The organism is uncultured Brachyspira sp. (assembly GCF_910578695.1).
GTDB lineage: Bacteria > Spirochaetota > Brachyspiria > Brachyspirales > Brachyspiraceae > Brachyspira.
Genome location: NZ_CAJTQJ010000008.1, coordinates 19367 through 34579, shown reverse-complemented (window position 1 = coordinate 34579; position 15213 = coordinate 19367). Strand labels below are relative to the sequence as shown.

Below are 15213 nucleotides of genomic sequence, written 5' to 3'. Positions count from 1 at the left end.
TGATTAATGTATATTTATAAAAAATTTTATATTGATAATATTTCAATAACAGCATTAGGCGATTTAGATAAAGAGCTTGGAGATGAGCTTAGAGCTTTCAAAAGGAAAGAAATTGATTTTCCTATTAAGATAATAGAAAAAATAAAAAAATATTATGAAGAGCATAATAAAAAATTTGATATTATACTTTATGTGCCTTCAAATAAAAATAACGGAGTAATGGACTTTTTTGCAGATTATATTTCTAAAGAGTTTAGTATAAAAAAATATGATTCTATAAAATATAAAAATAAAAAAGAAGTAAAGGAACAAAAGTTTTTAGAAACTCTTAAAGAGAGAAGCGAAAATATAAAAGATGCTTTTGAAATAGTTAGTACAGAAGAATTTGAAAATAAAAATATTCTTTTAATTGATGATGTTTATGCTTCAGGCGAAACTGTAAAAGAGATTATAAAAATATTTAAAAAATTTAATTTTAATTATAATTTAGAAATATTAATTTTCTGCTATAGAAATCATTTTTTTAATGGGATTTGTTTATATGATAGATAAGAGAATTAAAGAGCTTACCAGAAAAATAGAAATGGAATCAAAAAAGCTTGATAAAAAAATAAAAGATATAGAAAAAATAAAATCAAGCATAACAAAAGATTTAAAAAAAAATGTTAAGGAATTAAAAAACAGGCAGCTAAGCAGACTTCAGGAAGAAAAGAAAAATATCAATAATAAAGTTAAGGAGATGAAATATAATCTTTTAAATGCCAAAAAAGAAAGCACCGAAAATAAAGTTAATAAAAGAATAGAAAAAGCAAAAAAAAGAATAGAAGAAAATAAAAAAAGAATAGAGGAAGATAAAGAAAATAAAAAACCTGCAGATAAAACAGTAAAAAAAATTATGAATATGATGGCATTATATAATAAAAGAGCAAATGATGAGCTTATTGATATTTTAGAAACATTAAAAGATAGAGAGTTAAAAAAAGAAAACGGGGCTTATCATAAATCTATATATGAAACTTTTATACATATTCTTAAAATAGATATATATTTATTTAAAGTATACAGAAAATATTCAAATAAAAAAAATATAAATGATAAGGATATATTTAATTATTTTGATGATGATTTGAACTTTAATAAAGATGTAGATTTTCAAACTATAATAGAAATACGAAAAAAATTAGATAATATTATTTTATCTGTAATAAACTCTATAGAAAACTTTAATTCATCAGGAAAAGTTATAATGATGAACACAGAAATAAAAAAGCCTATATATCATATAATAATGCATTCTTTCAATCATAGTACGCATCATAGGGGCGAAATATCGGCTATGCTTGATCAAATGGGGCATAGAAATGATTATTCTAATTTATTAAATACTGTATAATTTTTAAGCTATAATTATTTAATCAATAAGTCCTAAAATATATAATACAAGATCATTAAAATCTAATTTTATATGCTTAGCCATTGCAGGTATATCAGAAGTATTTGTCATTCCTCCCTGAGTATTTACCTCCATAAGATAAATTTCATTATCCTCTCCTATTATTGCATCTATTCTTGAAAGTCCTTTACAGCCCAAAACATTATAAGCTTTTTTACATATTTCTATTACCTTATTTTCTATTTCCTTTGATAATTTTGCTGGCATTTCCATTTCAGTTTTTCCGGGCGTATATTTAGCATCATAATCATATATTTCATTTTTGGGATTGATTCCAAGTATAGGAAAAACATATATTTCTTTCTTTACTCTTTCCTCTCTTTTTTCTCTTATTTTTTCTCTTTCTTCTTTTTTTAATTTTTTTTCTTCTTCTTTTACTAATACCAAACCGACAGTGATTTCTTTTCCTTTTATATAAGGCTCTAAAAAGTAATTATTCTTATTTTCTATTTTTGAAGTTATACTGTCAAATTCTTTTTTTGTTTTAATTAATGATACGCATACACTTGAACCGCTTGATATGGGTTTTAATATTATAGGAAAATTAAAAGATAATGATTTTCCTTCTATTTTATCATCATAAATTTCTTTAACATCTTTTAAAAGCATAAAATCAGAAGTAGGTATATTAGAAGATTTCCATATTCTTTTTGTATAAACTTTATTCATACATAAAGCACTTACCAATATATTTTCTCCTGTATATTTAATATTAAGACTTTCTAAAAGCCCCTGAATAGTTCCGTCTTCTCCTGAAGTGCCGTGAAGTATATTATAGCAGTATTCAATATTATTTTCTTTTAATGTTTTTACTAATTGATAAGAATCATTTACATCTATTAATATAGAATTATTTTTTAACTCATCAAAGCTTATTAATGCTTCATAAACATTCTTTCCGCTTCTTAAAGAAACTTCTCTCTCTTCATTCTGCCCTCCGTATAAAACGGCTATCTTTTTATTTTTAAATCTGTTTAATATATTTTGTTTTAATTCATTATTCATTATCATTTTTATTATCCGTATATTTTAGCTTTAATACTTATCGTATAATTTTTTAATTTTATAATTAAAATATTTATGAATTACCATTTACTTTATTATGAATAAGGTTTATTATTATACACTATGGATATTAGTTTAAATAATAATAAAATTAAAAAATCTGTTTCTAAAATAAGTGCTGTTATATGCATAATATGTGCAAGCTCGGCAATAGCGGTACTTATTATTTTGATAATTAATTCTAAAACAGCAAGAGAAATAACTTCATTTTCTCTTTATTCTAGTTTTCTGACAATATTTTATATTATAAACTCAATATACCATTTTTTTCCTTTTAATAATAAAGCTAAAAAAGTTTTTTATATATTATCACACGCTTTCTTTATAATGATGATATGGGGAGTTTATATACCTCCCTGCCTAATATCATTGCAAAATGGGTGGGGCTGGAGTTTTTTCGGTATTATAACAGGGCTTTGCATATTAGGAATTACATTAAGAAGCATATTCGGATATAGATGGCGGAATGCTACCGAAACTATATACTATTTTTTATTAAATTGGGTTTGGCTTATAGCTATATCAAAAATATCTTCTGCTGTGGGAGAATATGGGGCTATATTATATTTGACAGGATTTTTACTTTTGAACATATCAATGGTATTTTATAGGCTTGCTATGTATGAATCAAATAAAAGATATACTTTGTTTCTGCCGCTATTTTATTCTCTTTTGATAATATCAAATATTTGCCATGCTGTATTTATGTTTAGATATGTTGCCAAAATTTTATAGCTTTGTTATAATTTATAAGAAATACATAATAAATGGAGACTGATTATATGATAAAAGAAAAATTAAGCAGCTACATTCTAAATAGTATAAAAGAAAATTGGGATATAAATGCATTAGCGGATTACGGCAGCAATAATATATTAAAATACAGCGATATGGCAGAAAATATTTTTAAAATACATACAGCTTTTAAAAAATTAGATATATATAAGGGTGAAAAAATAGCATTATGCGGAGGAAACTCTGTTAATTGGGTTTTAACATATTTATCAATTATAACTTACGGGGCTGTTGTTGTTCCTATACTTGTCGACTTTTCAAAAGAAGATATTGATTCTATTATAAAAGATTCTGGGGTAAAATTTTTATTTGCTGATTCTAATATTTTAAAAGGTTTAGACAGCAGTACTTTATCATTATTGAATAAATCTTTTTATTTAGAAAATTTTAATACATTTATAGAAAAGTCAGATAATAAAGCAGATAATAAAACAAATGAAGAAACAGAAGAAAATATATTTAACAAAATAGAAATATCAAATTTCAGCAAAGAAGATTTCAGCCTCACAATATTTGAAAATGATACTTTAGCTGCAATTATATACACTTCAGGAACTACAGGCTTCAGCAAAGGCGTAATGCTAAATCATAATTCTCTTGCTGCAAATATAAGATTTGCAATTGATAATATGCCTATAAAGCCTAATGATCATATACTTTCATTTCTTCCTCTTGCTCATGTATTCGGCTGTTTATTTGATTTTTTATTTCCATTTTCAAAAGGGGCATGCATATATATGCTTAATGCTATACCTAGTCCTAATATTCTGCTTAAAGCATTTGATGAAGTAAAACCTAATCTTATACTGATGGTGCCTCTTATAATAGAGAAAATTTATTTAAAAAAAATACTTCCTACAATAAGCAAGCCTTTAATTGCTAGTTTATTAAAAATGCCTATCATATCTTCTTTATTAAAATCAAAAATAAGAAATACTCTTACAAAATCTTTCGGCGGAAATTTTTATGAGCTTATAATAGGAGGAAGTGCTTTAAATAGCGATATAGAAAAATTCCTTATGGATATAGGCTTTAAGTTTACAGTAGGATATGGTATGACAGAATGCGGTCCTTTGATAAGTTATGCCCCTTGGGATAAACATAAACCAAGAAGCTGCGGATATTTAATAGATACTTTAGAAATAAAAATAGATGCTGAAAAAGAGGGAGATGTAGGCGAGATTATGGTTAGGGGCGAGAATGTTATGCTTGGCTATTATAAAAATTATAAAGCTACTGCTGATGTTCTTTCTAAAGACGGCTGGCTTAGAACGGGAGATTTAGGACTGCTTGGAGAAAATAACAGAATATTTATAATGGGAAGAAGCAAAAATATGCTGCTTGGTGCAAGCGGACAGAATATTTATCCTGAAGAGATTGAAAGCAAATTAAATACTATGCCTTATATTTTGGAGTCTTTAATTTTACAAAGAGATAATAAACTTCATGCATTATTATATTTAGATTCTGAGAGAATTAAAGAAGAAAATTTAAGCGAAGAGGAAATAAATAAAGTTATAGAAAATAATAGAATAGAAATTAATAAAGTGCTTCCTGAATTTGGAAGAATATCAGGATTTACTATTCAAAAAGAAGAGTTTATTAAAAATCCTACAAAAAAAATAAAGAGATTTTTATATAAATGAATTAAATTAATATAAATGATAATAAATGCTTCCTGTTTTATTTTTTATTTTTTCTAATATGAAGCTAGTTTTATTATGCATTTTTAAGCAGTCAAATATAACACTATTTCCTTTATTGTCAATAATGTCTTGCTCTTTGCATTTGTTGCATCCTACAGACATACTTTTAGGACAGAATACAAAATTCATAGCAGGTATAAATCCCTCTTTTACAGATAATGTATGTTTTAAATTTTTACCTGCTTCAACAGCTGATATAACAGTATCAATCCCTAATTTATACAAAAAGTTTACACTGTAATTATTAATTGCATTTAAGCCTATTCCAGCCCATAATATGCATTTATCTCTAAAAGCCTCAATATGTCCCAAGTTATTGCATATTACTATCATATTATTTGTTTTTGACACTATATTTTTTATTAATTCAATATCTTTGTCAAATGTTATATGAGGCAGAAGTATGCCGTCTATTTTTTTATTTTCAAAAAGTTTAATTATATTTTCATCATAAACTTTTGGAAATAATATTTTTTTATCATAATCAATATCAGAATATAAATTAGACTTTTCTTCATCATTTACTATTAAAACTTTTATATGAGTATTAGGATAATTAATATTTTTTTCATTATATATTTTTTTATCATAATTAATTTTTTTAGACTGCATTAAAATATTTTCAAGTTTTTCAATTAGGCATCTTCTAGCTTCATTCAAAACTTTTACAGGTATAAAAGGATTTTCAAATTTTTCTTCAATATTAATATTATCAAATTTAAATACAGTGCCTCCTGTTTTTGAAAGAGAGTTAAAAATATCTTCTTTGGATACTGATTTAGTTTCAGCTTTCTGAAGTTTATAATCACTTATATATTCTATATTATTTAATCTTTCATCATATTTGCTTTTTACTTTTAATTTTATTCTTTTATCATTATTATAATCAAAACCAATTATGCAATTTAAATCAAGAATATGCTTAAAATTATCTTTTTCAATTATTTTATCCGCTTCGTCCATCTGCAGTTTATCAGTGGTTCTGTAAACTTTATCTCCGATATTTATATTTTTTAAAACAGAAGAAAAACTTAAATTGCCTTTTGCTCTTTTTACTCTTATATTATCTTTATACAAATCAGAAATCTGCATTCCTATTTTTCCGCTCTCTCCGAATGAAAGCCCGTCATAAATATTTAATTCTTTTTTGGTTTTTATATATATTTTATTTTTCTTGTATGCTGTAATATTTCCTATATATTCTCCGCTATGACTTGGCTTATAATTTTCAAAAATATCTTTTGAATTATAATAATATCCTTGAGAAAATCCTCCTCTATTAAAAATCTTCATTAAACTTTCTCTATATTTTTCAATAGGCATATCTTTATTTTCTAAAGCAAAATCTATTACCTTTCTATATATATAGGCAGTAATAGCAGAATATTCGCTTCTTTTTGCTCTGCCTTCAATTTTAAAAGATGTTATTCCGCTTTCAATTAAATTCGGTATAATATCAATAGTCATCAAATCTTTAGTGCTTAAAGGATAATCAGTTTTTCCTCCGCTGTACTCCATTCTGCAAGGCTGAGCACAAGCTCCTCTGTTTGCACTTCTTCCTCCATGCAGATAAGAATATGCACATTGTCCTGAAAAACTTACGCATAAAGCCCCATGCACAAAAGTTTCAAGTTCTATATCAGTATTATTTCTTATATATTTTATATTCTCCAAACTCATTTCACGGGCTAGAACTACTCTGTCAATACCTATTTTTTTAAGGAGATTAACACTATATAGATTATTACAAGACATCTGAGTACTTGCATGCATTGGAATATTAAAATTATTTCTCACAATATCAATAATGCCTAAATCCTGAACTATAACAGCATCAGCACCCATATCATAAATATTTTTTATAAGAGGCATTACTTTATCAATTTCATCATTATAAGCTAAAGTATTAACTGTGATATAAACATTTACATTTCTTAATTTTGCAAACTTTATATTTTTTTCAAGAGTTTTTTCATCGAAGTTTTGAGCAGCTCCAACTCTGGCATTAAAACTTTTAGTACCGAAATACACGGCATCAGCCCCAGCATTAACAGCAGCCCTTAAGCCTCTTTCATCGCCTGCAGGGGCAAGCAGTTCTATTTTTTTATTATTCAAATTATTTTCCATTTATATTTTTTAATATTGACAGTTTAAACTATAGCATATAAGAAAATGAATTCAAGTGATAAAAATAATAATTTAAAAAAATAAAAATTGCAGTTTATAATAATTTTATTATTTATAGTGATTTTACACATGGCTATAGCTAGAATTAAAATGGTTCAATTTTTATTTATCTGATATAAAATATATTAATTAGTATATAGGATACAATTATGAATGATAAAGAAAAACAATTAAATAAAATTTTTAAAGAAATAGAAAAATATAATGACGGAAAGCATGATAATAAAATAATAAAGTTATGCGATGAAGGTTTAAAAATTGATAATAAAAATTATAAATTATATTTTCATAAAGCCAACTCACTTTATCAATTAGGTATATACAATAATGACAGTGATAAATATTTAGAAGCAATTAGCAATTTCAATATAGTTTTAAATATTTTCCAAAACAATAAAATTACATATTATAAGAGAGGATTATGCTATTTTTATTTAGCTTTAAATGAAAATAATAATATAGAGTATATTAATAAAGCAATAGAAGATTTTAACAATCTGATAATTGTTTTAAAAGAATTTGAAAAAAATATAAAAACTAAACATGAAATAATAGAATTAAATAAAAAATATGATGAAAGTTATAGTATACGAGCTTTATCTTATATTCATTTAAATAAATATGATAAAGCATTATATGATTTTAATATGGCTATCAAATATAATTCAGAATATGGAGAATATTATTATAATAGAGGACTTTGTTATTACAATATTGCTATAGAAAATAATAATGACATAAAATATTTCAAGTTGGCAATAAAAGACTTAAATAAAGCAAAAGAATTAGGATTTAATAATAATTATATTTATTTCTTAAAAGGATCATCTTATTTAAATTTGGGCTTAGTAAAAAGTGATAATAGCATAGAACATTTAAATAATGCTATAAGTAATTTTGATATATCAATTAAATTAGATAATAATAAAGTAGAAGCATACTATAAAAAAGGATTAACCTATATGTATTTAGCTTTATACTTAAATAATGATATTGAATATTTTAAAAAGTCTTTAGAAAATTTTAATATTGCAATAAATTATAATTCAACATTTGGAGAGTATTATTATAATAGAGCTTCTTGCTATTATGATTCAGCATTGATAAATGACAATATAAATACTAATGATTTAAAATTGGCTATTAACGATTATAATAAAGCTATAGAGCTAGGCTTTAATGATTATAAAGTATATTATAATATTGGATTAATATATACTTCATTAGGGTTATTAGAAAATAATAAAGCACATTTTGAAACATCATTAATTAATTTCAATAAATATATTAAATTCGATAAAAATAATGCTGATTATGAAGAATCTTTGGAGAATTTTGATAGAGCAATTTCTCTTAACATTAATGATGTATTTTTATATTATTATATATTTTTATCAAATTTTAATTTACAAAATTATAAAGAAGCTATAGAAAATATAAACAAATTCATAGAAGAAAGTCCTAATTCAGAAATCGGATATTGTAACCGAGGTTTAAGTTATATAAATTTAGCTTTATTAAAAAATGAAAATTATAATAAATATTACGAAATGTTTGAAAAAGATTTTAATAAGGCTATAGAATTAAAACCAAATGATGAATTTATACTTTCAGAATTGGGGGGATTTTATTATATTTTTGGTGATTATGATAAATGCTTAAATCAATTCAATAAGTAAATGTTCATATACAAAAAAAAGATGAAAATAAGCTAATAATAATTAATAAAAATATTATTAGTAATGTTTTGATAGATAATAATGTTATCAATCATATTATAGAATTATTTGCTGTAAAATCTAAAGAATGGAAGTATGAAGATGAATATCGTATACTTTTTTATGATAAAAAAAATAAAAATACTAATGGTATTCTTATTAGCTTACCAATAAAAAGTATTTGTTTTGGAGTGCAAACTTCAGATGAAGATAGAGAACTTGTATGCAATATAGTAAAGTTAATAAATGAAAAAAATATAGATAAAAACGGTAAAAAATATAAAAGAATTAAATTATATTATGCTGAATTAGATGATAATGAACTTTTTAAGATTAATATTAAGCCTTATAAACATAAAAAATAATAGTTTATATAATAATATAGTCATTAATAAACAAAATAAAATAAATTAATATAAAATTAGAAGTACTAATATAAATAATATAACTTGTATAATAAATAAAAAAATATATACTATAATGATTATTTATATATTTTATATTTTGGGTTTATATAATGGATAAGAAAAATATAATTGATAAGAAAAATATAATTAATAAAAAAAATATAGTTATCATTGGGGCTGGAAATGCAGGGGAAACTCTTGCGTATGAAATACTGACATCTGATGATGATAATGAATATAATATACTTTGCTTTTTAGATGATGATGAGAATAAAAAAGAGGTAAAAATTAATAATCATTCTATAAATGTAGAAGGCAGGATTAAGGATATAGAAAATATTATAGAAGAATATAAAAAAAATAATATAGAGATAGAAGAAATTATTATAGCAATTCCTACGCTTAATCAAAAAGAACTTCTTGAAATACTTAATATTATATATCCTACAGGAATAAGATATAAAATACTTCCCTGTTTCTTTGAAATAATAAAAGGTAATGCCTCTATAAAAGATATTAGAAATATAGAGCCTTCTGATTTGCTTGGAAGAGAGGAAATCGGATTTGATGAAAAGGAAATATCTGTTTATTATAAAGACAAAACTATACTAGTTACAGGAGGAGGAGGCTCTATAGGAAGCGAACTTGTAAGACAATTAATAACTTTGCCTGTAAAAAAAGTTATGGCTTTGGATAATTCAGAAAATGCCGTTCATAATCTTATAATGTCTTTAAATGATAAAAAAAATGAAAAAAATAAACATAAATTCAAATATATAATATCAAATGTAAGAGATTATGTTAAAGTAGATAAGATACTCAAAGAAGAAAAACCTGATATAATATTTCATGCCGCAGCTCATAAGCATTTGCCTTTTATGGAAAGCTATCCTGAAGAAGCAATAAAAAATAATATATTAGCTACAGAAAATATAGCAACATTAGCCATTAAAAATAATATAAAAAATTTTCTATTTATATCAACAGATAAGGCAGTACACCCCACTTCTTTAATGGGGGCAAGCAAAAGAATATGCGAGAGAATGATAATTTCTTTATCTCATGAACAAAATAATACAGCATTTAAAATAACAAGATTCGGAAATGTACTTGGAAGCAGCGGAAGCGTTATACCTGTATTTGAAAAGCAGATAAGAGAAGGAAAGCCATTAACTGTTACGCATCCTGAAATGGTTAGATTTTTTATGTCTATAAGAGAAGCTGCAAGACTTGTGATAAAGGCATGTACCTTAAATGACGGAATAATATTTACTTTAGATATGGGAAAGCCTGTAAAGATTTTGGACTTGGCTAGAAATATGCTTAAAATGTATTGCCTTACAGAAAAAGATATTCCTATAGTTTTTACAGGAATAAGAGAAGGGGAAAAGCTATATGAAGAGATTTTAATGGACGATGAAACTCTAATACCATCTCAGTATAAAAAATTGTTCATAGCAAAAGATTCTCTGCAATGCCTTACACCTGAAGAGAGAAAAGTAATGATAGATGCATTCGATATAGCCTCTCTTGATGCAGATAAAGAAACAATAAAAATGCTTATGCGTAAATATATAGAGGAATATACAGGATAAATTTTATCTTTGTTTATTTAAGAAAAAATAATAATAAATAAAAAGCCGGCATTAAAATACTGCAAATAAAAAAAACTTTATTAATTAACTTTCTCTTTTACTATACCGCTTCTATAGGCATTTAAAAGCTCTAATAAATCATCTATCCTTTTTGATAACTGCTTTCCTACATCAGTTTCCCCTACAGTAATCCTTTTAATAAAACTTTCTACTATAATAGATTTAGGGCTTAATCTAAATCCTGATTCTACAACTTCGCTGAAAGGTCTATGCTCTGCTATCACCATCATATTGGAATTTGATATTAAAGTATATCCGCCTATTCCTGTATTCTTATGATAAGCCTTAGAAAGTCCTCCGTCTATCACTAAAAGAAGTCCTCCTCCTTTTATAGGGCTTTCGCCTTTATGAGTTTTTACAGGAACATGTCCGTTAATTATATGAGATTTTTCCGTATCTAAATTAAATTCCTTTAATATGTTTTGGCAGTACTCTTTACTGTCTACATAGTAATAGTACGGATTATAATTTTCTTTATGGGTTTCTTTATCTTCTATGAAATATCTTTCAAATGTAGCCATTCTGTTTTTACCGAATAAAGGAGATTTAGGACCGCACCATAAATACCAGCAGTAATCAAGAGCATTAAGCTGTTCTTCGCTTCCAAACTCGCAGTAAAATGCTTTTCTTACCTTATCTTCAGCCTGCTTTAAATAATTTTTTCCGTATAAATTTTGATTATCTATATAAACATTGTCAAAAGAGCCGTCCTCTTTAGTAGGTATGCATCCATGATATAATAAATTTCCATTAAAAATTTTATATATTCCTCCTTTAGAATACATATAATTTGCATGCCTTTGAAGTGTAGGGCTATTCATAAAAGAGAAAGCCAAAGTCTGTATTAAAGTATTTTCACCTTCTGTAAGTTCAAAAGGGTTATCTCTGTCTATTGTAGGGAAATTTTTATCTTTAAGTTCATAAGTTTTTCCTTCTATTGTTATAGTTCCCTTATCATAATCTATTTTATCTAAAAGTATTCTATCATTCATTTCATAATTAGGATGTCTTTTTATAAGCTGGCATTCTAATTTAAATTGAATTATTGATATAGCCTTATGCATTTTAGCTGCTAAATCTTTATCTACTTCATCATATATATTTTTATCCAATGTATTAGGCTTGAATATATCGCAGGGATCATCTCTGTAAACATCATTTGCAAAAGAAGATAATGATCTTAAATTTATTCCGTAATTATACTCAAGCAAATCAAAATTATTATATCTTATAGCAAGTCTTACAGCATTAGCTACGCATATCAAACTTCCCTTAGCCGCTCCAAGCCAATGTATATCATGATTGCCCCAAGCTATATCCACATCATTAAAAGTCATTATACTATCCATAACTTTATCAGGGTGAGGACCTCTGTCATAAATATCTCCTACAATATGAAGTCTGTCTACACTGCATTGTCTTATAAGCTGACATAATGCTATGATAAATTTATCTGCTGCAGATATTTCTATAATGGAATCTATTATAGAAAAATAATAATTTTCTTTATTCTCTTCAGAATCAGTTTGCAGAAGCTCATCTAATATATAGGCAAAATTAGCAGGCATTTTTTTTCTTATTTTAGATCTTGTATATTTGCTTGTTACAAGTCTGCATATTCTGATAAGTCTGTATATAACAATTTTGCACCAATCTGGGAAATCTGCATTATTTGATTTTTCATTTATCATATTTTTAGTATCTACTATTAATATCTGAAGCTCCACTCTGTCATGTTCAGGCAGCGTATTTTTAAAAAGCAGTTCTATTTTTTCTCTTATAACTCCTGAAGAAGTGCCTAATAAATAATCAAAACCGTCAGATTCTCCATGTATATCGCTTAAAAAATATTCTGTACCCTTAGGAAGTTCTGATATAGCTTTTAAATTTATAATTTCAACAGAAGCATCATCTATTGTAGGGTACTTTCTAGATAATAATTCTAAATAATCTTTATCTCTCATAAAAGAACTCCAATATAAAATATTAATTATATAGTAAATATTATATACAAAAATATATATAAATCTATATCATATAAAAAATAATGTTGACAAAAAAAACAATTGATATATAATTAATAGACATAATTTAACGGGATGTAGCGTAATTGGTTAGCGTACCTGCTTTGGGAGCAGGGGGTTATGAGTTCGAGTCTCATCATCCCGAATGCGCTAGTAGCTCAATTGGATAGAGCAACTGCCTTCTAAGCAGTAGGTTACAGGTTCGATTCCTGTCTGGCGCGTATAGAGCATTAATTATCATTACTTAAGCTTTAATTAATAAAATTATAAGTTCTATTTTTTAAATGGCGAATGTAGCTCAGTTGGTTAGAGCGCCAGATTGTGGATCTGGATGTCGCGGGTTCAAGTCCCGTCTTTCGCCCTTTTCTTTTTTATATCTAAAATTTTAAAACAATACTCAAAAAAACTTGATATTTTTTATATTATGAAATAATATATTTAGGATTAAAAAATAAAATAATATTTGATTTTGGTTAACTACTAGACTGGCTATAATAAAAATCACTATAAGCATATTATCAAAAATATAATACAGTTATGAAAGCTATAAAATTAATAAAAAGATAAAATAAAGATTTTTTTAGTATTTACAGCTTTAAAATATTCTATATTTTTCGGCTCTAAAACAGCTGTTAATTTAGGATTATATTTTTTGATAGTACTTTGTATTAGCTTATAAAAATGCTGAAAATTACAATTAAGGTTATATACAAAATTATAAACTATAGTTCATAAATTACCGATAATTATGCCAGTATAAATAAAGAAAGCGTCTGTGGCTTAATTGGATAGAGCAGCGGATTTCGGTTCCGTAGGTTGGGGGTTCGAATCCTCTCAGACGCGTTTAATAATTTTTAATACTAGAAGTCAATCATAAAAATTGTATTAGTAAGATAAGGATTATTATAAAATGAAAGAAAAAACTATAAAAAGATTCAATATATCTATACTAATACTATTTCTAATAATACTATTAATATTCACTATATTATATAATATATATAGTATTGGAACTTTAAATAGAATAAAAAATGAATTAGAAAATTTTACTAACTCCATTTCATTAAGAATGGAAAATAAATATATAGAAATGATGACTTTTTATTTTAAAGAAGAATTAGATAATTATGAAAAAGCAAATAATTTCACTAATTTAGTAAAAGAAAATATAAGATTAGGAATTACACCATATTTTAATTATCTTAAGCTGCATGTAGATGATGCTATGAAAGTAAGAGTAAGAAATATTACTTATGCATTATTGCTCATAGCTTTATTTATGTTTTTATCTATATTAATTCTTAATTTTACAAATAATAATTTAACGCAAGTCTTACCTGATAATACTAATATTATTAATAAAGAAAAAACCAAAAGCACTATAAATAATAATGAAGATGATAATATCAAACTGGAAATACAAGAAATGTATAAAGACTTAGTTGAAGAAATTAAAAATCAAAGAGTAAAAGAAGCTTTAGAAATAATAGAAAAAATGTTTAAATTAGACGATAAAAACTATTTAACTTTAAATGGAGCTGGTATTTTATATTCTAAAATGTACAGCAGAGAAAATAAAAAAGAATACTTTTTAAAAGCTAATGAATATTATGAAAATGCTTTATCTTTATATGATTACAGCGATAATATTGCAAATAATAAAGCTGTTATTTATTCTGTAAAATATGAACTTGAAGAGATGGAAGAGGATTATGAAACTTCTTTAAGCTTATTTAATAGTGCATTGAATGAAAATAGTTTGGATGTAGAACTTATTAATAATAGGGCTACCTTATATTCTGTAAAATATCAAATAAGTAAAGATGAAAACATATTTAAAAAAGCTTTGAATGATTATAATGAACTTATAAATATTGATTTTAATAATATATATACTCTTAATAATAGAAGCACAATATATTTTAATAAATACAAAAATACAGGCAATAAAATATACTTTAATAAATCTATAGAAGACCGTAATGCTGCTTTTGAAATTAATCCGTCAAAACAATTATATGATAATATAAAATATTTGTATATATATAAATATTAATTTATTAAAATATATTATTATTAGCATATCAAAAAAATATTTAAGTAAATAAATATAAAAATTATGAGCGTCTGATATTCACAGAATGGCAGAATATTAAAGCTCATAATTTTTATTAGCAATAATAGAAAGTTTATAGCTAGCAAT

At 24.9% G+C, this 15213-nt stretch carries 11 protein-coding genes and 4 tRNA genes; 12 read left to right on the top strand and 3 right to left on the bottom strand.

Annotated features, from left to right (window positions below; all coding sequences use genetic code 11):
• Positions 1 to 6: 6 nt before the first annotated feature.
• Both QZ288_RS04140 and QZ288_RS04135 read left to right on the top strand, forming a co-directional pair.
• Positions 7 to 552 carry a phosphoribosyltransferase family protein gene (locus tag QZ288_RS04140; RefSeq protein ID WP_295155338.1) on the top strand — a complete coding sequence of 182 codons (546 nt, stop codon included), beginning with the start codon at positions 7 to 9 and terminating at the stop codon, positions 550 to 552.
• Positions 542 to 1393, top strand: coding sequence for a DinB family protein (locus QZ288_RS04135; protein ID WP_295155336.1), 852 nt, complete (start codon positions 542 to 544; stop codon positions 1391 to 1393). Before QZ288_RS04140 ends, QZ288_RS04135 begins: the two co-directional genes overlap by 11 nt.
• Positions 1394 to 1411: 18 nt before the next feature.
• Here the strand turns inward: QZ288_RS04135 and QZ288_RS04130 are convergent, their stop codons facing one another.
• A complete protein-coding gene (locus tag QZ288_RS04130) occupies positions 1412 to 2464 on the bottom strand; it encodes a D-alanine--D-alanine ligase (protein ID WP_295155334.1) in 1053 nt (350 codons plus the stop codon).
• 117 nt (positions 2465 to 2581) lie between these two features.
• On the opposite strand from QZ288_RS04130, the gene QZ288_RS04125 reads away from it, so the two are divergent.
• Together QZ288_RS04125 and QZ288_RS04120 are read left to right on the top strand one after the other, a co-directional pair.
• Entirely contained in the window at positions 2582 to 3253 is a 672-nt protein-coding gene (locus tag QZ288_RS04125; protein ID WP_295155331.1) for a hemolysin III family protein, read from the top strand.
• Positions 3254 to 3300: 47 nt separating this feature from the next.
• Positions 3301 to 4959 carry an AMP-binding protein gene (locus QZ288_RS04120; protein ID WP_295155329.1) on the top strand — a complete coding sequence of 553 codons (1659 nt, stop codon included), beginning with the start codon at positions 3301 to 3303 and terminating at the stop codon, positions 4957 to 4959.
• A gap of 6 nt (positions 4960 to 4965) precedes the next feature.
• Here the strand turns inward: QZ288_RS04120 and QZ288_RS04115 are convergent, their stop codons facing one another.
• Complete coding sequence (locus tag QZ288_RS04115; protein WP_295155326.1) at positions 4966 to 7146, bottom strand: U32 family peptidase; 2181 nt, start codon at positions 7144 to 7146, stop codon at positions 4966 to 4968.
• A 209-nt stretch (positions 7147 to 7355) separates the two neighbouring features.
• Here QZ288_RS04115 and QZ288_RS04110 point away from each other — a divergent pair, with 209 nt between their 5' ends.
• From QZ288_RS04110 to QZ288_RS04100, 3 genes are all read left to right on the top strand, one after another.
• On the top strand, positions 7356 to 8885 hold the full coding sequence (locus tag QZ288_RS04110) for a hypothetical protein (RefSeq protein ID WP_295155322.1): 1530 nt from the start codon (positions 7356 to 7358) through the stop codon (positions 8883 to 8885).
• Between the two features lie 68 nt (positions 8886 to 8953).
• On the top strand, positions 8954 to 9289 hold the full coding sequence (locus QZ288_RS04105) for a DUF2971 domain-containing protein (RefSeq protein ID WP_295155319.1): 336 nt from the start codon (positions 8954 to 8956) through the stop codon (positions 9287 to 9289).
• A 188-nt stretch (positions 9290 to 9477) separates the two neighbouring features.
• Positions 9478 to 10926, top strand: a complete 1449-nt coding sequence (locus QZ288_RS04100; RefSeq protein ID WP_363322946.1) for a nucleoside-diphosphate sugar epimerase/dehydratase — start codon at positions 9478 to 9480, stop codon at positions 10924 to 10926.
• Between the two features lie 80 nt (positions 10927 to 11006).
• On the opposite strand, the gene QZ288_RS04095 is transcribed toward QZ288_RS04100, so the two are convergent.
• The gene (locus tag QZ288_RS04095) at positions 11007 to 12950 is read right to left on the bottom strand and encodes a fructose-1,6-bisphosphatase (RefSeq protein WP_295155313.1); all 1944 of its coding nucleotides are present in this window, start codon (positions 12948 to 12950) and stop codon (positions 11007 to 11009) included.
• Between the two features lie 131 nt (positions 12951 to 13081).
• Here QZ288_RS04095 and QZ288_RS04090 point away from each other — a divergent pair.
• From QZ288_RS04090 to QZ288_RS04070, 5 genes are all read left to right on the top strand, one after another.
• Positions 13082 to 13155 (top strand) — tRNA-Pro (locus QZ288_RS04090).
• A 2-nt stretch (positions 13156 to 13157) separates the two neighbouring features.
• Positions 13158 to 13231: transfer RNA gene (locus QZ288_RS04085), tRNA-Arg, on the top strand.
• A 65-nt stretch (positions 13232 to 13296) separates the two neighbouring features.
• Positions 13297 to 13372: transfer RNA gene (locus QZ288_RS04080), tRNA-His, on the top strand.
• Positions 13373 to 13779: 407 nt separating this feature from the next.
• Positions 13780 to 13853, top strand: a tRNA-Arg gene (locus QZ288_RS04075).
• A gap of 67 nt (positions 13854 to 13920) precedes the next feature.
• The gene (locus QZ288_RS04070; RefSeq protein WP_295155310.1) at positions 13921 to 15066 is read left to right on the top strand and encodes a hypothetical protein; all 1146 of its coding nucleotides are present in this window, start codon (positions 13921 to 13923) and stop codon (positions 15064 to 15066) included.
• The last annotated feature ends 147 nt before the right edge of the window (positions 15067 to 15213 follow it).